This window comes from Nocardioides sp. NPDC087217, from assembly GCF_044744805.1.
In the GTDB taxonomy this organism is placed as follows: Bacteria; Actinomycetota; Actinomycetes; order Propionibacteriales; family Nocardioidaceae; genus Nocardioides.
The window spans coordinates 87723-110054 of record NZ_JBIUZB010000003.1; the positions used below are offsets into that span (position 1 = coordinate 87723).

At 70.7% G+C, this 22332-nt stretch carries 20 protein-coding genes; 16 read left to right on the top strand and 4 right to left on the bottom strand.

The annotated features are described in order from the left end of the window. Positions 1–63 precede the first annotated feature (63 nt). A complete protein-coding gene (locus tag ACIO3S_RS14810; protein ID WP_400464849.1) occupies positions 64–1200 on the bottom strand; it encodes an alkaline phosphatase PhoX in 1137 nt (378 codons plus the stop codon). Between the two features lie 91 nt (positions 1201–1291). Here ACIO3S_RS14810 and ACIO3S_RS14815 point away from each other — a divergent pair, with 91 nt between their 5' ends. Then, complete coding sequence (locus tag ACIO3S_RS14815) at positions 1292–1795, top strand: SRPBCC family protein (protein ID WP_400464852.1); 504 nt, start codon at positions 1292–1294, stop codon at positions 1793–1795. Positions 1796–1807: 12 nt separating this feature from the next. Here the strand turns inward: ACIO3S_RS14815 and ACIO3S_RS14820 are convergent, their stop codons facing one another. Continuing rightward, complete coding sequence (locus tag ACIO3S_RS14820) at positions 1808–3163, bottom strand: flavin monoamine oxidase family protein (RefSeq protein WP_400464855.1); 1356 nt, start codon at positions 3161–3163, stop codon at positions 1808–1810. Between the two features lie 122 nt (positions 3164–3285). Between ACIO3S_RS14820 and ACIO3S_RS14825 the strand changes: the two genes are divergently transcribed. Continuing rightward, positions 3286–3939, top strand: coding sequence for a hypothetical protein (locus ACIO3S_RS14825; RefSeq protein WP_400464858.1), 654 nt, complete (start codon positions 3286–3288; stop codon positions 3937–3939). Further along, a complete protein-coding gene (locus ACIO3S_RS14830) occupies positions 3936–5789 on the top strand; it encodes a YhgE/Pip family protein (protein ID WP_400464861.1) in 1854 nt (617 codons plus the stop codon). Before ACIO3S_RS14825 ends, ACIO3S_RS14830 begins: the two co-directional genes overlap by 4 nt. A gap of 3 nt (positions 5790–5792) precedes the next feature. Here the strand turns inward: ACIO3S_RS14830 and ACIO3S_RS14835 are convergent, their stop codons facing one another. Beyond that, entirely contained in the window at positions 5793–6560 is a 768-nt protein-coding gene (locus ACIO3S_RS14835) for a hypothetical protein (protein WP_400464864.1), read from the bottom strand. A 14-nt stretch (positions 6561–6574) separates the two neighbouring features. Next, entirely contained in the window at positions 6575–6907 is a 333-nt protein-coding gene (locus tag ACIO3S_RS14840) for a hypothetical protein (protein WP_400464867.1), read from the bottom strand. A 79-nt stretch (positions 6908–6986) separates the two neighbouring features. Here ACIO3S_RS14840 and ACIO3S_RS14845 point away from each other — a divergent pair, with 79 nt between their 5' ends. From ACIO3S_RS14845 to ACIO3S_RS14905, 13 genes are all read left to right on the top strand, one after another. Continuing rightward, positions 6987–7664, top strand: a complete 678-nt coding sequence (locus ACIO3S_RS14845) for a response regulator transcription factor (protein ID WP_400464870.1) — start codon at positions 6987–6989, stop codon at positions 7662–7664. Beyond that, positions 7661–9013: an ATP-binding protein gene (locus ACIO3S_RS14850; protein WP_400464873.1), complete on the top strand. Its 1353-nt coding sequence runs from the start codon at positions 7661–7663 to the stop codon at positions 9011–9013. The genes ACIO3S_RS14845 and ACIO3S_RS14850 overlap by 4 nt, the downstream gene beginning before the upstream one ends. A gap of 285 nt (positions 9014–9298) precedes the next feature. Continuing rightward, the gene (locus ACIO3S_RS14855; RefSeq protein ID WP_400464876.1) at positions 9299–10477 is read left to right on the top strand and encodes a mandelate racemase/muconate lactonizing enzyme family protein; all 1179 of its coding nucleotides are present in this window, start codon (positions 9299–9301) and stop codon (positions 10475–10477) included. 37 nt (positions 10478–10514) lie between these two features. Beyond that, entirely contained in the window at positions 10515–11273 is a 759-nt protein-coding gene (locus tag ACIO3S_RS14860) for an SDR family NAD(P)-dependent oxidoreductase (protein WP_400464878.1), read from the top strand. Continuing rightward, on the top strand, positions 11270–12406 hold the full coding sequence (locus tag ACIO3S_RS14865; protein ID WP_400464881.1) for an aldose 1-epimerase family protein: 1137 nt from the start codon (positions 11270–11272) through the stop codon (positions 12404–12406). The genes ACIO3S_RS14860 and ACIO3S_RS14865 overlap by 4 nt, the downstream gene beginning before the upstream one ends. Positions 12407–12434: 28 nt before the next feature. Continuing rightward, positions 12435–13652, top strand: coding sequence for a CaiB/BaiF CoA transferase family protein (locus ACIO3S_RS14870; protein ID WP_400464884.1), 1218 nt, complete (start codon positions 12435–12437; stop codon positions 13650–13652). Further along, positions 13652–14791, top strand: a complete 1140-nt coding sequence (locus tag ACIO3S_RS14875; RefSeq protein WP_400464887.1) for a hypothetical protein — start codon at positions 13652–13654, stop codon at positions 14789–14791. The genes ACIO3S_RS14870 and ACIO3S_RS14875 overlap by 1 nt, the downstream gene beginning before the upstream one ends. Continuing rightward, positions 14788–15576, top strand: a complete 789-nt coding sequence (locus tag ACIO3S_RS14880; RefSeq protein ID WP_400464890.1) for an enoyl-CoA hydratase/isomerase family protein — start codon at positions 14788–14790, stop codon at positions 15574–15576. Before ACIO3S_RS14875 ends, ACIO3S_RS14880 begins: the two co-directional genes overlap by 4 nt. Before the next feature lie 14 nt (positions 15577–15590). Beyond that, positions 15591–16778 carry a fumarylacetoacetate hydrolase family protein gene (locus ACIO3S_RS14885; RefSeq protein WP_400464893.1) on the top strand — a complete coding sequence of 396 codons (1188 nt, stop codon included), beginning with the start codon at positions 15591–15593 and terminating at the stop codon, positions 16776–16778. Beyond that, complete coding sequence (locus ACIO3S_RS14890; protein WP_400464896.1) at positions 16775–18277, top strand: aldehyde dehydrogenase (NADP(+)); 1503 nt, start codon at positions 16775–16777, stop codon at positions 18275–18277. Before ACIO3S_RS14885 ends, ACIO3S_RS14890 begins: the two co-directional genes overlap by 4 nt. Before the next feature lie 189 nt (positions 18278–18466). Next, positions 18467–19639 carry a CaiB/BaiF CoA transferase family protein gene (locus ACIO3S_RS14895; RefSeq protein ID WP_400464899.1) on the top strand — a complete coding sequence of 391 codons (1173 nt, stop codon included), beginning with the start codon at positions 18467–18469 and terminating at the stop codon, positions 19637–19639. An 83-nt stretch (positions 19640–19722) separates the two neighbouring features. Then, positions 19723–20748, top strand: a complete 1026-nt coding sequence (locus tag ACIO3S_RS14900) for a LacI family DNA-binding transcriptional regulator (RefSeq protein ID WP_400464902.1) — start codon at positions 19723–19725, stop codon at positions 20746–20748. 193 nt (positions 20749–20941) lie between these two features. Further along, positions 20942–22276 carry an ABC transporter substrate-binding protein gene (locus tag ACIO3S_RS14905; protein ID WP_400464905.1) on the top strand — a complete coding sequence of 445 codons (1335 nt, stop codon included), beginning with the start codon at positions 20942–20944 and terminating at the stop codon, positions 22274–22276. The last annotated feature ends 56 nt before the right edge of the window (positions 22277–22332 follow it).

Sequence of the window (22332 nt, forward strand, 5' to 3'; positions counted from 1 at the left end):
CAGACCCTGCAAAGGGTTGCCGCGTCCGGGGATCTTTTCAGAGGTCACATGTGGTTCAGCCGGCTACGAGCGAAAGGGCCCGCTGATCTCGTAGGTGATGCCGCCGCTGGACGAACCGCTGGTGCCTCGCTGGGAGGAGAAGTACATGCGGTTGCCGGCCGGGTTGAACGCCACGCCGCACAGCTCTGACGAGCTCTGCCCGGTGACCCGGAGGAACGGCGCCACGACGTCGTCGGGAGTGATGATGCAGATCTCCATGTTGCCGCCGTCCTCGGCGACGTACAGGTCTCCCGCCGAGGCGCCGGTGATGTTGTCGACGCCGGTGAGCGGCGGGTTGCTGGTCAGGTTGTCGTCGTAGACGACGTCGAGGGTGTTGGCGGCCGCGTTGTAGGCCCACACCTTGTTGTCGCCCTTGGTGGTGAAGTAGCAGATGTCGTTGCGGTAGTAGGCGCCTTCACCGCCGTTGAACAGCTTCATGTTCGACACCTGGTCGCGCGTGGGCGTCGGTGAGCCGTCCGGGTCGGGGACATCGGCCCAGGTGAGGTTCGTGGTGAGCACCTGCAGCTTCCCGGCGGACAGGTCTCCCCAGGTGGTCGGGACGAAGCGGTAGAAGCCACCGTCGCTCTTGTCCTCGGTCTGGTAGACCACCTTGCGGACCGGGTCGCAGGCAGCGGCCTCGTGTGTGAACCGGCCCATCGCGGCACGACGGGCAGCGGGCTTGACGCCCCACGGGTCGGTCTCCCAGCTGTAGCCCGTGTCGTGCTCCTCGCACGAGATCCAGGTGTTCCACGGCGTCGGTCCGCCCGCGCAGTTCCGGGTGGTGTTGCCGAGGATGCGGTAGGCGCTGGTGATGTTGGCGTTGCTGTCGAACTTGAGGGCGCTCACGCCACCCGCGCCGCTGCTCATCTCCGAGTTGGAGACGTAGATCCAGCCGGTTCCGTCGGCGAAGCAGACGCCACCGTCCGGGGCGCTGTGCCAGGTGTACCCGGTGTTCGCGACGGTCCTGGTCGAGCGGGCGACCACCCGGCTGGTGAACCCTTGGGGCAGCATGATGCCGTTGGCGTCGGCGGCCAGGAGAGCGCCATAGGGGCTCGGTCCGGTCTTGGCCGGGTAGGCGATGGCGGGACGAGTGACGCTGAACCCGAAGGCGACGGTTCCAGCGCCGACAACGGCGGCACGTAGGAAGTTGCGACGATCCATGGTGGAGTCCTTCTGGAGTCTCGGCAGATGGAAATGTGCGCGACATACGCTAGAGATCGGGACCCTGGCCGAGTCGTCTTCAGGACGAACAATGCTCAACGCCCAGGCGCCGACCGCGGTGGACGACAACGGCCCGATCTCGGAGGACGATGGGGCCATGAGCGTGGACGTGCTGGTGGAGACGACGATCCGGCGATCGCCGGCCGAGGTGTCCGCGTACGCCGGAGATCCGAGCAACGCCCCGACCTGGTACGCCAACATCCGCTCGGTCGACTGGCGCACCGATCCGCCGGTGCGGGTCGGGTCGAGGATGGACTTCGTCGCGCAGTTCCTGGGGCGCCGGCTGGCCTACACCTACGAGGTGGTCGAGTGGGTGCCGGGGGAGCGGCTCGTGATGCGTACGGCCGACGGACCGTTCCCGATGGAGACGACCTATACCTGGGAGCCGGCGGGGGAGGGCGGCACCCGGATGACGCTGCGCAACCGCGGCAACCCGTCCGGTTTCTCTCGGGTCGCTGCGCCGGTCATGGAGCGGGCGATGCGGCGGGCGACGACCAAGGACCTGGCCGAGCTCAAGCAGCTCCTCGAGTCCTGACAGGCCTTGTGGTCAGGCCGGTGCGGCGAGGATCTCCTCGGCGGTCCGTAGACCCGAGCGAACGGCTCCCTCCATGTAGCCGCTCCACTCGGTGGCGTACTCGGCCCCGGCCCAGTGGATCCGTCCGACGGGTTCTCGCAGGATCGGTCCGTAGTTCGTCCAGACGCCGGGACCGAAGCCGGCGCCGTAGCAGCCGCGGGTGAACTCCTCGGCGCTCCAGTCCTTCTCGACGTACGAGATCGGTGTGGCTGCCCCGCTCCCGAAGTAGCGCACGAAGCAGTCGATGACGCCGCGGCGACGCTCCCCGTCGGGAAGACGCTGCCAGCTGCGGGCCTCGCCGGCCTCGACGAAGCCGATCAGGATGCCGACCTCCGCGCCGGGAGGGGAGACGTCGAAGGTGATCTTGACCGGGCCGAGGTCGGACATCGCCTGGCCGTTGAGCCCCTGCTCGCGCCAGAACGGCTTCGGGTACGCCGCGAAGCACTTCACGACCGTCCCGGCCGGAACCCGCTGCGTGAGCTGGTCGCGGCCGGCGGGAAGGATCGGGTCGTAGTCGAGCCGCCCGGCGAGGGTCGGAGGCAGGGTGACTAGGACATGTCGCGCCGTGTGGCTCTCGCCATCGCGGGTGATGGCGCTGGCACTCTCGCCGGTCTGGACGATCCGGGCCACGGGCGACCTGAACCGTACGTCCTGGCCTTCGGCGAGGCGCTGTGAGACCAGCACCGATCCACCGACGACGCGGTCCTTCTGGGCGCCGCTGTCGGTGGAGGCGAGGGTCTCGAGATCGCCGTTGCTGATCGTGTAGAAGAGCGTGTGCAGCAGGGAGAGGTCGGAGGCGTCGGCCGAGTAGAGGGCCTCGGTCAGCACGCGGAAGTAGGAACGACCGGTGGGCGTCCTCAGGTTGCGACGGATCCATGACTCGAAGGTCTGTCCGTCCAGCAGCGTGGCCTTGGGGTGAGCCCACGGACGCTCGACGTCGATGGTGCGCGCGAGCCTCTCGTAGCGGGCCAGGCCCTGGGCGAGGTCGGCGAGGGCGATCGGGTTGAACTTGGGCGTGGCGCCCTTCTGCGGACCGAGCCGGGACTGCTTGCCGCCGAGGTCGATGAGCAGCTCTCCCGCGTCGTTCCAGGTCGGGAAGGTCTTCAGGCCCAGCTCGTCGACGAGCCGGTACATCTCGGTGTGACCCTCCCCGATCCACGTGCCGCCGAGCTCGATCGGGTGCCCCTCGACGACTCCGCCCTCGGTGCGACCGCCGACCCGGTCCCGTGCCTCCAGCACCACGACGGACTTCCCAGCAGCGGTGAGCTTGTCGGCCGCACTCAGGCCGGCCAGACCGGCTCCCACCACGACCACGTCGGTATCGGGCATCGCGGGAGCCTCCGTTCACGTCGGTCGTACGGCTGAAATCACGGTACGACGTTCTCGGTGCGGCTGCGGCGGGATCGTTGTGCCTGACGGTCTTTGCCGACATTTGGTGACAGGGTTTGGTCATGAGCGAGGACGCGGTCGACGAGGAGATGACGAGGCTGCGAGCCCTCGGCGTACGTGTTCGGCAGGGGGCTCGGGATCTGCTCCCGACCACGTCGTTGACGCTGCGCGGGGGAGAGGTCGCGGTGGCTGTCGGCCCGCCGGGAGGTGGGCACACGTCTCTGGCCCTGGCGCTCGCCGGGCGGCTCCGGCTGGACGCGGGCAGGGTGGAGCTGGACGGTGACGCGTCGCCGCGGGTCCTGCAGGCCGCAGTGGCGCTGGTCGACGTGCCGGGAGTCTCCGAGCCCGATGAGATGGTGCCGTTCCGTACGATCCTCGGCGAGGAGCTCGCCATGGCGAAGCAGAAGCCGAGTGCGGCAGCCATCGACGGCTGGCTGGGTGAGTACGACCTCGCGACCGGCATCACCACGGAGGCGGTCCCGCCGGTGCCGCGCCTGGAGATCCTCGCGCGGATGGCGCTGCTGCGGCCCGGGACCCGCTTCCTCGTCCTCACCTACCCCGAGCGCCTCGGCCTGCCGGTCGCGCAATGGCTCGACATCGCCAACGACCTCGCCGACTCCGAGAGCCGGCCCGGCGTCCTGGTCACCGCGAGTCGTGCGGTCACCATCCCCGCTGGCGTGCGTACGTTCACCATCGGTCCGACGGAGGAAGCATGAACTCGCTGCGTATCGCCCTGACCGAGCTACGCAGGATCACGGCCGGGCGGCTGGCGAAGCTCGTCATCGTGGCGCTCGTCCTCGTCCCCACGCTCTACGCCGGGCTCTACCTCTACGCCAACCACGATCCGTACGCTCACTTCGACGAGCTCCCGGCAGCGCTCATCGTGGAGGACACCGGCGCCACCACGACCGACGGCACAAAGATCGTCGCGGGGCGCGATGTCGCCGACAAGCTCTTGAAGTCGGGCGACTTCGACTGGTCGGAGGTCTCCGCGGCCACGGCGGAGAAGGACATCCGGGAGGGCGACTACTACTTCGCCCTGCGGATCCCGGAGGGGTTCTCCCGGACGCTGACCGGCGCGGAGCGGCTCGACCCGAAGCAGGCGCAGATCCAGGTCATCACCAACGACGCCAACTCCTACCTGTCCACCACGATCGCGACCAACGTGACCGACAAGGTCCGCGACGCCATCGCCAGTGAGGTCTCCGAGCAGGCCGCGGCCAACTTCCTGCTCGGCATCTCCGACCTCCGCTCGGGTCTGGTGAAGGCCGCCGATGGCGCCGCGAAGCTGGAGAAGGGCGCGGGCACGCTGCGCGACGGAGCCGGGAAGCTGGCCACCGGAGCCGGCGATCTCGAGAACGGCCTGAACACCATCGAGGGCAAGGTCGCAGACCTGCCCAGCAAGACGCGCGAGCTCGCCACCGGTGCTCGCAAGGTCGCCGACGCCAACGGCGAGATCGCCGCCACCGGGCAGCGGGCCGCGACCGCCGTCGACGACGCCGTCGCCGCCTACGAGTCGAACCGGGACGACCTCGATGCCCGGCTCCAGGCGCAGGGGCTCGATGAGCAGCAGCGAGCCGAGGTGCTGGCCGTCTACGACCGCGGCTCCGCTCCGCTCGACCGCGTCGACCAGCGCGTCGGCGACGTCTCCGGCCAGCTCGACCAGCTCGCCACCGGTGCCGACCAGGTGGCAGACGGCAACGAGCAGCTGGCTTCCGCGATGCCGGATCTGGTCTCCGGGATCTCCTCGGCGGCCGACGGCGCCGGCGAGCTCAGCACCGGAGCGACCAAGCTGCGCGATGGTGCCGCCCAGCTCGCCACCGGCGCCGGCGACCTGAAGAAGGGGCTGCAGGACGGCGCCGCGCAGGCACCCGCCACCAACGAGGAGCTGCGCGACCGGATCGCCTCGACGATCGCCGACCCGGTCGCCATCGACTCGGTCTCCGAGGCGAAGGCGTCCTCCTACGGCGCCGGGCTGGCACCGTTCTTCCTCGCTCTGGGTGCATGGATCGGCGGGTACGTCCTCTTCCTGCTCGTCCGGCCGATCTCGACCCGCGCACTGGCTGCCAACCAGACCCCGCTGCGGGTCGCCCTCGGGGGCTGGCTCACCCCGGCGCTCATCGGCGTCGCGCAGATGGTTGTCGTGCTCGTGGTCGTCGGTCTCGCAGTGGACATCACCCCGGTGAACTGGCTCGGCACGTTGGGATTCCTGCTGCTCACCTCCGCGACCTTCATCGCGATCGTGCACATGCTCAACGCTCTCCTCGGCGCGCCTGGCCAGTTCCTCGGCCTGGTCCTGATGGTCGTCCAGCTCGTGACCGCCGGGGGCACGTTCCCCTGGCAGACCATTCCCGGGCCGCTGCACCCGCTCCACCACGTACTGCCGATGAGCTACGCCGTCGACGGGCTTCGCCAGCTGATGTACGGGGGGCTCTCGGGGCGGGTCGTCGCCGACGCCCTCGTCCTGGCCGCGTTCCTCGTCGGCGCACTGCTGCTGACCAGCTACGGAGCCCGCCGGCAGCGGGTCTGGACGCCCAAGCGGGTGCGACCGGAGATCGCCCTGTGACGCTCAGTAAGGCTCACCCAGCTGTGCTTCTCCTGCGCGGCGGGCCTGCGCCGGGGAGACCTGCGTGACCGAGAGCAGCTCCTCACGACCGCCGGCGTCCTTGTCGATCGTGAGCACCAGACCGACGCCTCGTGCGTAGAACTTGTGCTCCAGCACGTCGGGTTCGAGCGGGGTCGTGTCGGCGGTCTTCACCAGGTCGTCGTACGCCCCGGCGGGGACGGCGACCTGCTGGCCGAGCGCGAGAACCTCGCCGTTGTCCTCGGCCTCGCCTTCGTAGAACTCCTGCCGGTACGTCATCCCGACATCGGGCGAGGCGGGCATGATGACTCCCGCCTGGGCGGCGTCCACGCCGGCCTCGAAGGATCCCTCGCGGGTGGTGAGGGTGCCGTCCTCGAACTCCGCGGTGTCCTCGCCGAGATACCAGACCGTGCCGGCCTCGTCCTGGGCGTACCAGTCGAGAGTGTCCTCGATGATCTCGCCGTCGAGGGTGACGGTGTCGCGTACGACCCGGGCGGTGATGTCGTTGGCGATCTCGCGGGTCACCGAGGTGGCGGTGACGACGACCTCGACGACCTCACCGTCCTCGGTCGTCTCGCGGTAGGTCCAGCGAGTTCCCGGACCGAGCGGGAACCACGGGTTCGTGACCTCCGCGGTGAACGCGGCAGGGTCGAGGTCGACGGGCTCGTCGGCCTGTGGGAGCCCATCGCCCCGGGTGCCGCAGCCGTTGGCCACCAGGAGACAGCAGACGAGGGCGACGGCGAGGCGAGGCATCGTACGACCTCTGGTCAGTCGTCGGAGCCGGAGTCGTCGTCACCCTCGGTGCCGACGACCTGGAAGTCCTCGTCGAGCTGGACGTCGACCTGGTTGCCGCCGTCGAGGGTCACCTCGACCTCGTACGTGCTCTCCTCGTCATCGACCTCGGTCCCGGTGACGGTGCCGCCGCCGGTCTCCGCCAGTGCGGCCCGCTCGGCCCGCTCGAGCTCGGAGGCCGGGATGGGTCGGTCGCGGGCGTCGTCGTCGCCGGAGAGGGCACGTGCGGCGCCGACGGTTCCGGCGGTGACCAAGGCCGCGACCGCGGTGGCCGCGGCGATGCGCTTGTGGTTCGGTTTCATGTTCACGTCACCGACGCTACGGCCGCCGGATGAGGAGCCGATGAGTCTCTCATCCGGCACTCATCTGCGCGCCTAGCATGAGCACGTGCGGGTGCTGCTGGTCGAGGACGAGGCGAAGCTCGCCGCGCTCGTCGCCCGTGGGCTCACCGAGCGCGGCGGCGTGGTCGACTCGGTCGGCACCGGCGCGCAGGCGCTCGCCTCGGCTCGTGGGGGCGAGTACGACGTCGTGCTGCTGGACGTCATGCTGCCCGACATCGACGGGTTCGAGGTCTGTCGCCGGCTGCGGGCCGCGCGGGTGTGGACCCCGATCCTGATGCTGACCGCGCGCACGGCGGTCGCCGACCGCATCGCGGGGCTGGACAGTGGTGCCGACGACTACCTGGCCAAGCCGTTCGCCTTCCAGGAGCTGCTGGCCCGGATGCGCGCTCTCGCCCGCCGCGGCCCGGTGCCGAGACCGGTCGCGCTGGAGGTCGGAAGCCTCCGGATGGACCCGGCGGCGAGGCGGGTCTGGCGTGGGCCGACCGAGCTGTCGCTGTCGACCCGGGAGCTCACCCTCCTGGAGGCCCTCATGCGCCGCTGCGACCAGGTGCTCACGCGCGAGCAGCTGCTCGCCCTGGCGTGGGGCGACCACCACGACGTCACCTCCAACGTCGTCGACGTCTACGTGCGCTATCTGCGGTCGAAGATCGACCGGCCCTTCGGTGTGAGCACCCTGCAGACCGTACGTGGCGTGGGCTACCGACTCACCGCGGAGACGTCGTGACGGCCTGGTCGCCGGCGCGGTGGCCGTTGCGCACCCGGGTCGCGCTCGCCTACCTGGCAGCGACGGGCGTCGCGGTCCTGATCCTCGGCATTGCGGTCCAGGTGCGGGTGAGCGACGCACTGGAGGATCGCCTCCGGGACTCGGTGGGAGCCGAGGCGGACCGGCTCGAGTCGGCGTCGGGGCGCGACCGGATGGAAGCCGTCTCGGCCCTCAGCGGCGAGGTCCATGCCCAGGTCCTGACGGAACGGGGTGGCGTACGGGCGTCCTCGAGGCTTGTCGGGGACCCGCTTGTCGATGTCGCGGAGCTCCAGGCATCCGGCCGGACGAAGACGGGCTGGGGCGAGCGCACCGTCACGGTCCTGGACGACGACGCCGCGGCCGCGGGGCGGCAGGAGCCGGAGCGGGAGCGGCTCGTGATTCTGGTCAGGCCGGTCGAGGACGGCTACCTGGTCGTGGGTACGTCGCGACAGGACGTGGACGAGGCACTCATGACCCTGCGCACCCAGCTGCTGATCGCCGGACCGCTCGCTCTGGCCGTGGCGGGCGGACTCGGCTACGTCGTCGCAGGGGCGGGACTGCGACCGATCGAGCGGATGCGCGACCGCGCGGCCATGATCTCCGCGCGCAGTGCCGGCGAACGCCTCCCGGTCCCGGAGGCCGACGACGAACTGCGCCGCCTCGCACTCACCCTCAACGCCATGATCGGACGCCTCGACGACGGTCTGCAGCGGGAACGCAGGTTCGTCGCCGATGCCAGTCACGACCTGCGTACGCCGCTTGCCCTGATGCTCACCGAGATCGAGCTGGCGCTGGCCGGGCAGCGGACTGCCGAGGAGTGGAGGCAGGCTCTGCACTCCGTCGACGACGAGGTGCGACGCCTGATCGCCTTGGCCGAGGATCTCCTCGAACGAGCTGGTTCCGGAGACCTCTCCCTGCCGATCGAGTCGAGGCCGGTCGACCTGGTGGCTCTGGCCGCACGCGTCGTGGAGCGGTTCCGGGCGGCCGCCGGAGACCGCGACATCGAGCTGACTTCGCCGAGACCTGTTGAGGTCCGCGGCGACGCCACCCGCCTCGACAGGGCACTGTCGAACCTCGTCGACAACGCCATCCGGCACGGCGCCGGCGACATCGAGGTCGCCGTCAGCTCCTCGTCCGGCAACGCCGTCGTCAAGGTCACCGACGAGGGCGACGGCTTCCTGCAGGACGCCTGGCCGCGATCCGGAAACCGCGGCCTCGGACTGACCATCGTCCGCGAGATCGCCCGGGCACACGGCGGCACGATCGACGTCGATCGTGTCGGCGACCGCACCTGCGTACGTCTGGTGGTTGTTTCCCGGCAAGACCACTAGCTGGCATCGGTCAGGACAGATACGACTCCTGGCCGGGGGCCGGAGGGCGTTGTCGTCCGAGGCAACGCCTCCGGATCGCTGCTTTCTCTCTCGCTGTCGGGGCCTGCGTACGTCGCACGACCCCTGAAGGTAAACAGCAGACGGTTGACAACAGACAAATGATGTCTGATGATTTCGATGTGGCAGCTGGAGCAGCTGGCCGAGTCCGACAGCTGACCCATGACGCCGGTGCCGGGCGGATCGCGCCATCCGCTGCACCGGACTCCACGAAGAGGAAGAGGAGCGATGCACATCACGGGCTATCGCACGCTGACCACGGTGCACGACTGGGGACGCCCCATCGGGGACGTCAACGGCGTCGTCGGGTCGGGCAAGACAGCGGTCCCCGTTGTCGTCCTCACCACCGACTCGGGGCTGGAGGGCATCGGCCTGGGCCACCACCAGGGTCTTGACGTCGTCTTCCCGGCTCTGGAGGGCGAGGACCCGATCGCCGTGCAGGCGCTCTACGACCGGATGCTGTCGTGGGTCTTCAAGTCCGGGCACGGCGGTGCGGTGTTCGGGGCGATCGGCGCACTCGACATGGCGCTGTGGGATCTCAAGGCCAAGGCTGCCGGCCAGCCGCTGTGGCGCCTGCTCGGCGGGCGCGACCGGGTCGTGCCGGCGTACGCCTCCGGGCTGGACGGGCCGCTGACCGACGAGGAGTTGGCCGCGCTCCAGACCAGGTTCGCCGACCGTGGCTTCAACGCCGTCAAGATCAAGGGCGGCCTCGACGTCGAAGCCGACCTGCGGCGCCTCCACCTCGTGAGCGACGTCTTCCACGACCGGACGGGCGCCGCGCCCGCGCTGATGCTCGACGCCAACGAGTCCTGGTCGCGCAAGGAAGCGGTACGCCACATCGGCCGTCTCGAGGAGTCGGTCGACCTCGCCTGGGTCGAGGAGCCGGTGCGCCGGTGGGACGTCGACGGCCTGACCCGGGTCTCCCAGTCGGTGCGTGCGGCCGTCGCGACCGGGGAGAACCTCACCGGGCTCGAGCAGTTCCGGCCGCTGCTGCAGGCCAACGCGGTCGACGTGGTGCAGACCGGCAGCGTCTGGGGGATCAGCCACTTCCTGCGCGTGGCCGCCCTCGCGCTGGCCTTCGACCTGCCGGTGAGCCCGGTCGGCTACAACGCCAATCCGATCGCCCACGCCGCCACGGTCGTCCCCAACCACCTCTCGCTCGAGGTGCAGGACCTGCATCTGCCCTTCGGCATCACGTCCGACCAGGAGATCGAGGACGGGCACCTGGTGCTCGGCGACCTCCCCGGTCTCGGCCTGGTCGTCGACGAGGCGGCGATCGAGCACATGAACCAGGCCGCCGACTGGGGACGCCACGGCGGACCCCACGTACGTCCGGAGCGGGCCGGTCGCAGGCTCGTGCGCAAGCCCTCCCTTCACCCGCGCCCGCAGGGCCCCGCTCCACGCTGACCTGCCCCCCCCCCCCCCCCACGAAAGGACCAGCCAGATGACGTCCCAGACCCCGACCCGCGGTTGTGCCGTGGTGACCGGAGCGGGTGGCTCGCTCGGCCGCGCCAGCGCCGTACGCCTCGGGCAGGAGGGCTTCTCGCTCGCCCTGCTCGATCTGGCCGGTGAAGCACTGACCACCACGGCGGCCGAGGTCGAGGCGACCGGAGCACGGCAGGCCACCCTGCCCGTGGACGTCCGCGACGCTGGTGCCGTGGTCGCCGCCCTGGAGGAGGCCGAGCGCGCGCTGGGGCCGCTCGAGGTGCTGCTCAACAATGCCGCGATCTACCCGGCCACGCCGTTCCTGGACATCCCGGTCGGCGAGTACGACGACGTGGTGACGGTCAACCAGCGGGCCTACTTCGTCGCCGCCCAGGCAGCGGCCCGGCTGATGGCGCCGCGGGGGAGCGGCTCGATCGTCAACGTCGGCTCGATCACCTTCTCCGGCGGCTGGGACAAGCTCGCCAGCTACGTCTCGACCAAGGGTGCGGCGGTGGCGCTGACCCGTGCGCTCGCGCGCGAGCTGGGGCCGCTGGGCATCCGGGTGAACGCGGTCGCCCCAGGTGCCTTCCCGACCAAGGCCGAGGAGATCCACGAGGACCCCGAGGCCTACACGACCCACGTGCTGGACCACCAGTCCCTCAAGCGGCGTGGCCGACCCGACGAGCTGGCGGCGGTGATCGCCTTCCTGGTCGGGCCCGACGCGTCCTTCATGACCGGGCAGACCCTGAACGTCGACGGCGGATGGAACATGCAATGAGCGATCACTTCGAGCTGGACGTCTTCGGACACCGACTCACGCCTCGCGAGCTGCGCGAGCGCACCGGCGACACCGAGTCCGTCGCAGGCGTACGCCACGTCGTCCTCGACAACGGGTCCGAACGAGGCGTCCGTGCGGTGCAGCTGCGCACCTCGGCCGGGCTCGAGGTCGAGGTGCTGGTCGACCGGGCGCTCGACCTCGGCGCGGCCCGGCTGCGGGGCGTCCCCTTCGGGTGGCGCAGCGGCAACGGCTTCCGTCACCCCGGCCTGCACGAGCACCACGACGAGGGCGGTCTGTCCTGGCTGCGCGCCCTCGATGGCCTGCTGGTCTCCGGCGGCCTCGACCACACGCTCTTCGGTGGTGACGTGGATGCGACGGCGTACAACTATCCGCCGAAGCAGACGGTCAACCACGGCTTGCACGGCCGGCTCACCGCGATCCCCGGCCGGCTGCTCGAGGCCGGCGAGGTGTGGGACGGCGACAGTTGCGTGCTGCGGGTGCGCGGCGAGGTCGTCCAGGCCACCTCCTTCGGTGAGCACCTGCGCCTGACCCGCACGATCGAGGCCGACTTCGACGGGCTCGAGATCCGCCTCCACGACGTCGTCGACAACCTCGGCTTCGACCCGACGCCGCACATGTTCCTCTACCACCTCAACTTCGGCTGGCCGCTGGTCGACGCGGGCGCGGAGTTCGTCGCGGCGATCAGCGAGACGCCGTGGCGCTCCGACTCGGTCGCCGAGCAGGGCGTCTCCTACCGCACCCTCCCCGAGCCGCAGCCGCGGTTCGTCGAGCAGGTCCATGAGCACACGCTCGTCGCCGAGGGCGATGGGCGGCACCGGGTCGCACTGGTCCGCGGTGACGAGACCCTCGGCGTCGAGGTCTCCTGGGACTCCGCCACGATGCCGCACTTCTTCGAGTGGCAGAACCTTCGCAGCGGCCAGTACGCCATCGGCCTGGAGCCGTCGACGCACGCCGTCGCCGGCGATGCCGCCGCCCGTGAGGACGGCTCGATGACCTGGCTCGAGCACGGTGAGACGCGCAGCTACTCCACCACGATCCGCGTGCTCGACGGTGCAGAGGCCGTCCGGGCGTCTCGCGCCGCGATCCGCGCACTCGGCGACCAGCCCGACTGACCAGCCAGCCGATCGACAAGGAAGACCGATGACCACCACACCCCGCATCCTCGAGGGCTACCGCGTCCTCGACTGCTCGATCGCCATGGCCGGTCCGTTCGCCGCTCAGCGGCTGGGTGACCTGGGCGCCGATGTCGTCAAGGTCGAGCCGGTCACCGGCGAGTGGCAGCGCCACGCCGCTGCCGGCGGCGCGCAGGGCAACCAGATCAACGTCTCCTTCCTCTCCCTCAACCGCAACAAGCGCTCGCTGGCCGTCGACCTCAAGGCCGATGCCGGCAAGAACGTTCTGCTGCGGATGGTTGAGACGGCAGATGTTTTCCTGCAGAACTATCGGCCCGGGGTCGCTGAGCGACTCGGCGTCGACTACGCGACGCTCTCGGCGATCAACCCGCGACTGGTCTATGTCTCGATGTCCGGCTACGGCGAGGACGGCCCCGACGTCGACCAGCCCGGACAGGACCTGCTGCTGCAGGCCCGCAGCGGCGCGATGCTCTCGACCGGTCGCCACGGCGAGGCGCCGCAGCCAGCGGGGCAGTACCTCGTCGACGCGGTCACCGCCTCCACGGCGTTCGAGGCGGTCCTGGCGGCGCTGCTCCACCGCGAGCGTACGGGTGAGGGACAGCTGGTGAAGGTGAACATGCTGGACGCGATCACCACCTTGCAGATGCAGGAGCTGTCGGTGTTCGTGGCCGGCAAGGTGCCCCAGCAGCGCAGCGCGGAGCCGCATGCGCACGTCTACATCCGGGCGCCGTACGGCACGTTCAAGACGGCGGACGGCTTCCTCGCCCTGGCCATGCCCGACCTGCCGGCTCTGGGCAAGGTCATCGACGAGCCCGCGTTCGCCGAGATGAGCTCGGAGGTGCACGGCTGGAGCCACCGGGACGAGGTCCATCGCCGCACGGCGGACAGGCTGGTGCTGCGTACGACGGCCGAGTGGCTCGACGCTCTTGGAGCCGCCGGCATCTGGTGCGGCCCGGTCCAGGACTACGCGGCCCTGGTCGAGGACCCGCAGATCAAGCACAACGGGACCTTCGTCGAGTACGACCACCCCACCGAGGGCCGGGTCACGACCCCCGGATTCCCGTACGCCTTCTCCCGTACCCCGGCCTCGATCGAGCGGGGCGCTCCCCTGGTCGGGGAGCACACCGGCGAGCTGCTCGCAGAGGCCGGCTTCAGCGACGAGGAGATCGCGGCGCTGACCGCCGACGGCGTGGTCGCCGAGACCCGTCCAGAGCAGCCGGTCTGATGACCCTGCCGACCTTCCGTGGCCTGACCTGGGACCACCCGCGCGGCCGGGATGCCCTGGTCACGGCGGCCGAGGCGAGCGACCTGGACCTGACCTGGGACGTCCACCCGCTCAGCGGTTTCGAGTCCACCCCGATCGAGGAGATCGCCGCCGACTACGACCTCGTCGTCCTCGACCACCCCCACCTCGGCGACGCCCTCGCACAGGGCTGCCTGCAGCCGTTCGACGACCTCGTCGGTCACGAGCAGGTGGCGGCGTGGGCGGACGCGGCCGTGGGCCCCAGCCTGGCGTCGTACGTCATGGACGGACGGCTGTGGGCGGTGCCTCTCGACGCCGCGACGCAGGTCGCCGCGACGCGCGCGGACCTCGTGGATGTCGTCCCGCGGCTGTGGGCGGAGGTCGCCGCGCTGTCCCGGCGGGCGCCGGTCGCGCTCTCGGTCGCGGGCCCGCACGCGCTCCTGACCTTCACCTCGGTCTGCGTCGCACTGGGGGAGGAGCCAGGGGGCGCGCAAGGCTTCGTCTCCGACGAGGTCGGACGCCAGGCCCTCGAGCTGATGGCCGACCTCGCCACCCGGGCGCCGCGCCACACCCTGGACCTCGACCCGATCGGGCTGCTCGCCGAAATGACCGAGGGCGACACGATCGCCCACGTGCCGCTCGTCTACGGCTACGTCACCTACGCCGACACCACGCTCGACCGTCCGGTGCGCTTCACCGACGCGCCCACGCTGGCACCTGGTACCCGGCCCGGTTCCACCCTCGGCGGGACCGGCCTGGCCATCACGGCACGGTGCGCAGTCACTCCTGAGCTGCTCGACCACGTACGCCATCTCATGTCGGGGCCGGTGCAGGAGGCCTTCATCCCGGCACACTCCGGCCAGCCGTCGGCACGCGCCGCGTGGACCTCGCCGGCCGTGAACGAGCCGGTGGGCGACTTCTATCGTGGCACCCTGGAGACGGTCGAGCGGGCCTGGGTCCGGCCCCGTCATCCGGGCTACGTGACGTTCCAGACCGCGGCGGCCGAGGTCGTGCGCGAGGCCCTGTCCGGCTCGGTCAGCATCGACGCCGCCCTGTCTCGGATCGACGACCGCCATCTGGCCGCCCTCGGCCGCACGAGCCCGGAAGGAGCTGCCCGATGACCGCACCTGAGTCGACCTGCCCGGAGGTGCTGTTCGAGCAGCGCGGTCACATCGGGGTGATCACCCTCAACCGGCCCGCCAAGCTCAACGCCGTCACCCAGGAGATGTCGGATGCGCTCGTCGCGCTGGCGCGCTGGTGCAACGACGCCGACGAGATTCGGGTCGTGGTGCTCACCGGCGCCGGCGACCGCGCCTTCTGTGCGGGCTCGGACATCGCCGAGCTCGACAAGTACGCCAGCCCGTGGGCCTTCCGCAACCGGGAGGACTACTGCGACTCGCTCAAGGTGCTGCGCAAGCCGATCATCGCCGCCGTCAACGGGTACGCCCTCGGCGGCGGGCTGGAGACCGCGCTGATCTGCGACATCCGGCTGGCGTCGACCACCGCGAGGCTCGCGGCCGCCGAGGTGAAGCTCGGCTGGATCGGCGGTGGCGGTATGTCGGCGCTGCTGGACCGCTCGATCGGCCCGAGCAACGCGGCGGTGATGCTGATGACCGGCGATCCGATCGACGCTCAGCAGGCGCTCGCCTGGGGCCTGGTCAGCGAGGTGCTCGATCCTGATGCCCTCATGCCGCGCGCCCTCGAGCTCGCCGAGACCATCGCAAGCCGTGCTCCGATCGCGGTCGAGACCGCGAAGGCCAACCTGGCCGCTGCCGCCAACATGCCCCTGGAACAGGCGGTCACCTACGAGCGCGACATCCAGACCGTCTGCTTCGCGACCGCCGACGCCGCCGAGGGCCGCGCGGCGTTCGCCGAGAAGCGCGCACCCCGATTCGTACGAGCCTGACCGGAGGACCACCGATGACCGTCACCACCGACTGGGGGCCCGACCTGGCCACCACCCTGCCCACCGACGGCGCCGTCCCGACGCTCGTGGGGCGCGTCTGGGACCCGCAGGCAGGAGGCCCGAGCGTCGTCGTGGTGCGGGACGGCAAGGCGTACGACGTGAGCCGGACGTTCGCGACGGTGCGCGACCTCTGCGAGCAGACCGACCCCGCTGCGGCGCTGGCCGACGTGCCCGCCGAGCCGCTGGCCACGGTGGCCGACCTGCTCGCCAACACGCCGCCGGAGGGCCGCGACGCCGCCCGCCCCTGGCTGCTCGCGCCGGTCGACCTGCAGGCGGTCAAGGCCGCCGGGGTGACCTTCGTGGTCTCGATGTTGGAGCGGCTCATCGAGGAACGCGCTCGAGGTGAGGCCGACGCCGCGGCCACGGTGCGCGCCGAGATCACCGCGGCGATCGGCGGCGGGCTCGACGAGCTGGTTCCCGGCTCGTCGGAGGCGCAGAGGCTCAAGGAGGTGCTGCGCGAGCGTGGCATGTGGAGCCAGTACCTCGAGGTCGGCATCGGACCCGACGCCGAGATCTTCACCAAGGCCCAGCCGCTGTCCGCGGTCGGCACCGGCGCCGAGGTCGGGGTGCTGGACGCATCGCGCTGGAACAACCCCGAGCCCGAGGTGGCGCTGGTCGTCGCCTCCGACGGCCGGATCGTCGGCGCCACCCTCGGCAACGACGTCAACCTGCGCGACGTCGAGGGCCGCTCGGCGCTCCTGCTGCCCAAGGCCAAGGACAACAACGCCGCCTGTGCCATCGGCCCGTTCGTACGACTCTTCGACGACGGCTTCACCCTCGACGACGTGCGCGCGATGACCGTCTCGCTCGAGGTGCGTGGCGAGGACGACTTCGAGATGGTCGGCACCTCGTCGATGCGTGCGATCAGCCGCGATCCCGCGGATCTGGTGGGCCAGCTGGTCGGCCCGCACCACCAGTATCCCGACGGGGCCGTGCTGCTGCTCGGCACCATGTTCGCGCCCTCCGACGACAGGGACGAGCCCGGTATGGGGTTCACCCACCACTCGGGCGACGTCGTCCGGATCTCCGCGCCCGAGCTCGGCACCCTCGTCAACCGGGTCCGGCCGAGCGAGGAGTGCGCGCCGTGGGATTTCGGCGTCGCCGACCTGATGCGCAACCTCGCCGGAAGGAACCTGCTGTGACCGTCCTGTTCTCTCGCAACCCCGCCACCGGCGAGGAGACACGGACCGCTCTGCAGGCCACCACCACCGACGAGGTCGACCGGGTCGTCACGAAGGCACATCTAGCCGTGCCCGCGCTGGCGGCCCTGGGTCGCGAGGGGCGCGCCCGCCTGCTCGAGGCGATGGCCGATTGGCTCGAGGAGAGTCGCGCCCGGCTCGTCGAGACCGCGATGTCGGAGACCGGGCTGACCCGGCCTCGCTTGGAGGGTGAGGTCGGCCGCACCAGCTTCCAGCTGCGCCTCTTCGCCGAGGCCGTCCGGGAGGGCAGCTTCCTCGAGGCCGCGATCGACCATGCCGGCCAGACCGCGCTCGGGCCTGCCCCCGACGTACGCCGCATGCTCGTGGCGCTCGGCCCGGTCGCCGTCTTCGGAGCCAGCAACTTCCCGCTCGCCTTCTCGGTGCCGGGCGGCGACACCGCGTCTGCCGTCGCGGCCGGCTGCCCGGTCGTGGTCAAGGCGCACGAGTCGCACCCGCTGACCTCCCGGCTCGCCTTCGACGCGCTCCAGGCCGCGGTCGAGGACCTCGGGCTACCGCCCGGCACGGTCGGCCTGGTCCACGGTCGCGAGGCTGGGGCCGACCTGGTCGTCCATCCGCTCATCAAGGCGGTCGGCTTCACCGGCTCGCCCGCCGGAGGCCGCGCGCTGCTCGACCTGGTCAACGCGCGGCCCGAGCCGATCCCGTTCTACGGCGAGCTGGGGAGCCTCAACCCGCTCGTCGTCACTCCCGGTGCCGCCGCGGCCCGAGGGACGGCCATCGCCGAGGGCCTCGCGGCCTCGATCACCGGGTCGGCCGGGCAGCTGTGCACCAAGCCGGGACTGGTGTTCGTGCCGGTCGGGGAGGTCGGCGACGCGTTGGTCGAGACACTGGCCGCGATCCTGGCCGAGTCGGTCGCGCAGCCGCTGCTCAACGTCGGCATCGCCGGCTCCTATCGAGAGATCCTCGGCCGGCTCGCGTCGGCTCCCGGCGTCACCGCAGCCGTGACGGCGCAGGAGCAGAGCGAGGCCGCATGGGCCGCCGCGGGACTCCTGGTGACCGGCTCGGCGGGACTCGCGGAGGTACTCGAGGAGTGCTTCGGCCCCGCCGCCGTCGTGGTGAGGTACGCCGACGAGGCCGACCTCGTCGCCGCCCTGAGTCAGGTGCCCGGATCGCTGACCGCCTCCCTCCACTCCGAGCCCGACGAGTCCGCACTGACCCGACGGCTCGTCGAGGCGGTCGCCCCGATCGCCGGCCGCCTGGTCTTCGACGGCTTCCCCACCGGCGTACGTGTCTCCTGGGCGCAGCACCACGGCGGACCGTGGCCGTCCACCAACACCCTGCACACCTCGGTCGGCGTCACCGCCGTGCGCCGCTTCCTGCGCCCGATGGTGTGGCAGGACGCGCCGCCGGAGCTGTTGCCCGAGGAGCTGCGCGACGGACACACCGGCACGCCACGTCGCATCGACGGCGCCCTGCACGTCTAAGACCAGCCGAGGCGTCAGCCGCGTCGGCCGAGAAGTCGCCCGCGTCGGCCGAGGCGGCAACGCCGTGCCAACTCGTCCGCCCTAGCTGACGTCTCGCCCGACGTAGCTGACGTCTCGGCGCTGCTTGCTCTCGACATCACCCGGGCCGTACCATTGCGCAAACGATTGATCGCGCGAGGGGGAGTGGCGATGCAACCGGAGGATCTGCCTCTCGCCGGGACCGTGGTCCTGGACTTCAGCCAGTTCCTGGCGGGTCCGGTCGCAGCGCTTCGGCTGGCCGACCTGGGCGCACGGGTGATCAAGGTCGAGCGGCCGCACACCGGCGAGATCGGCCGTACGCTCGCGTTCGCAGGCCGCTCGGCGGCGGGGGACACGCTCTCGTTCCATGCCATGAACCGCAACAAGGAGGCGGTCGTCGCCGACCTCAAGGACCCGGCGGACCTGGCTCGGGTGAAGGACCTCGTCGCTCGCGCCGACGTCGTCATCGAGAACTTCCGGCCCGGGGTCATGGAGCGCATCGGCCTCGACTACGCGAGCGTGCGCGAGCTCAATCCGGGGCTCGTCTATGCGAGCGCCTCGGGCTACGGCGACACCGGACCCTGGGTGAGCCGACCCGGCCAGGACCTCCTGGCCCAGGCGGTGTCGGGGGCGACGTGGCTCGCCGGTGCGGACCGGCCCATGACGGTCGGGCTCTCCCTCGCGGACCACCTGATGAGCTGCCACCTCGCCGAAGGCGTGACCGCCCTGCTCGTACGCCGGGCCAGGACCGGCCGGGGCGGGCTCGTGGAGACCAGCCTGCTCGAGGGCATGCTCGACCTGCAGGCAACGCTCCTGACGCGACCCGAGGGCGAGGGCCTGGCGGGCTCGCCTCGTCCGATGTCCGCCTGGACCCCCGCCGGGATCTTCGCCACCAAGGACGGCTACGTCGCGCTGACAGGAGCGCCCCTCGACGAGCTCGCGGCCGCGCTGGGTGACGCCGAGCTGGCCCAGCTCGCGGCCACCGGGTCGTGGGCGAACGACCCGGACCGGGTGAGCGACCTGATCTCGGCCGCTCTGGGCCGTGACACCACGGCCGCCTGGCTGGACGCGCTGCGCGCACAGGATGGGAGCAGCGAGTGGTTCGCGCCGGTGCTCACCCTCGAGGAGCTGCTCGCCTCGCCGGAGTTCGCCGCGCTCGAGATGACCCAGCAGGTCGAGCGCTCGGCTCCGGAGCCAGGCGGCGCATCGGTGACGCTGACGACCACGCGGAGCCCCATCCGCATCGACGGCGAGATCCTCAGGCATCGGCGGGGTGCGCCGCGGCTCGGAGAACACGGGATCCTGCGTGACGGCGCCGACCCTCTCGAGGGTTGGCCCGCATGACCGATGTCAGTCAACCGGCTCCGGCCACGCCGGAGCCGCCGGGTGCCCAACCGTCGCAGCCGGGCAGAGCTAGGCTGCGGCCCATGGCCACCCTCGGCGATGTCGCAGCCCGCGCCGGTGTCTCGATCTCGGCCGTCTCGAGGGTGCTCAGCGACGCGCCCTCGGCACGGGTGAGCGAGGCCACCCGCGAGCGGATCGTGCAGGCGGCCAAGGACCTGCACTACCGACCCAACTTCGCCGGGCGGGCCTTGAAGTCGGCGCGGACCCACGTGGTCGGGCTGGTCGTCCCCGACCTGACCAACGCCCTGTTCACCGAGCTCATGCACGGCGCCGAGGACGAGTCGGCAGCGCGGGGCTACACGCTGCTGCTCGGCCGCGCCGACGACGTACGTCCCGAAGGCGAGATGATCGCCCGGCTCATCGGCGAGGGACGCGTGGACGGCATGGTCATCCAGGTGGGCGACGGCGTCGCGCCGGCCGGGATGGGGGACCTGCTGGCCTCGGGCGCTCCGATCGTGCTGATCAACTCCACCTACCCGGGACACGTCGGTTCGGTCGCTCTCGACGACCGTACCGGTGCCCGGATCGCCACCCAGCACCTGATCGACCTCGGCCACGAGAGGATCGCCTTCGCCAACGGCCTTCCCCGCTCGTTCACCGCGAAGCGGCGGCGGGTGGGCTACAAGGAGGCCCTCGTCGAGGCCGGGTTGCCGGTACGTCAGGACTACGAGACGCGGGTCGGCTACACCGCCGACAACGGCCGCACCGCCCTGCGGCGACTGATGGAGCGGGAGCCGAGGCCCACGGGAATCGTGGTCGCCAACGTCAACGCCGCCATCGGTCTCCTCGCGGCCGCCCGCGCCGACGGGATCCGTGTCCCCGAGGACCTGTCCGTGGCCACCGTGCACGACTCCTGGACCGCTGAGAACACCTGGCCACCGCTGACCGCGGTCAAGATGCAGTTCTACGACATGGGCCGTGCAGCCGTACGCAGCGTCGTCCGCCGCATCGAGACCGGTGAGATGGCCGACGAGATGATCACCGACCCCGCCCCGGAGCTCATCGTGCGGGAGTCCACGGCGCCACCGCTTCGGCCGTCTGAGAACTGACGGACGAGCACCCCGCAGCCGCGCGGTGGGTCTCGCGCGCCCCGCATCGGCCCTGTCCTGGCCTCTCGCCCGGCTGTCCTGAGGAAGATCTACTCAAACGATTGACCACTCCTGGTGATCTGCTCTAACGTTTGAGCAGTGGCCTGCGTCACATTGCATCCGCTCGGGACACATCGTCGAAGGAGCCATGTCCATGAAGCGAAACCCACTCGGTTCACGTCGCCGGGCGCCCCTGGTGGCCGCCGCGACCCTGCTGGCCGCCTCGGTCCTGGGTGCCTGCGGCTCCGGCGGAGGAGATGACGCCGCGGGCGAGAAGACGGACTCCGGTGGCGCGATCACCGTCTGGGTCGACCCGCCGCGAGTGCCCGCCGCGAACGCCTTCAAGAAGGCGTACCCGGACATCGACATCAAGATCAACCAGATCGACGGGACCGTCGGTGGCAAGTCTCTTCAGCAGCAGTTCGCCCAGTTCAACGAGGCCGGACAGGGCTGGCCGGACGCCATCTTCTTTCCCTCCAACGACGACATCGCATGGGCCTCCGGCGCGCAGATCGACTACACGCTCGACCTGACCGACCACCTGCCCGACGTGCTCGACGGCTACGAGGGTTCGATCAACGCCGCGTGCGAGATCGACGGTCAGGTCCGGTGCCTTCGCAACGACGCGGCCCCTGACGTGTTCTGGTACAACAAGGCCTTCTTCGACGCCAACGGCTACGAGGTGCCGACGACCTGGGAGGAGTACGGCGACCTGGCCGTCCAGATCGCCAAGGAGCACCCGGGCAAGATCAGCGGCTTCACCGGCGACGCGTACGCGCCGGACCGCTATCTGTGGGGCTCGGGCTGTCCCACCAACGACCGACAGTCCGAGACCGTCGTCCACATCGACACCTCCGACGCCAAGTGCACGCGAGCGGTGGACCTGATCGGCACGATGCTGGAGGGCAAGGCACTCTCGACCGTCGGCATCTTCGACCCGGACGCGGCGAAGGCCGGCAAGGACCTGGTCATGAGCCCCGGTGCCGCGTGGTGGGGCGACTACCTCTTCAACCAGACCTGGAGGATCCCGGCCGGTCAGATGACCGCCGTGGAGCCCCTCGCGTGGGACGGTGAGAGCGAGCCCTCCACCGGCAACGAGGGCGGGGGCCTCTGGGGCGTCTCGAACCACATCACGGGCAAGCAGCTCGAGAACACGCTGACCTTCGCCGAGTTCGTCGCCACCGACCCGAGGTGGCAGGTCGAGCTCTCCACCGGCCTGCCGGCGTACGGTCCCGTGCAGGACGCGTGGGCGGAGAAGCAGGCCAAGGCCAACTACTTCGCGGACAACGAGACCACGTTCGAGGCGATGAAGAAGGCCAACGACTACGTCGTCGACGGCCACGCCTACATGCTCTACAACACCGGAGCGGTGTGGACCGAGACGGTGGCCGCCGCCCTCGCCTCAGGGGGCGACGTCGACCAGGCCTGGACGTCCTTCGGGGACGAGCTGGTCAGCCAGGCGAAGGCGATGGGCTACACGGTCGAGTAACCGGCCGCGCACGAGCTCCTTCGGCCCGGAACGCCCGGGCCGAAGGGTGCCATCCC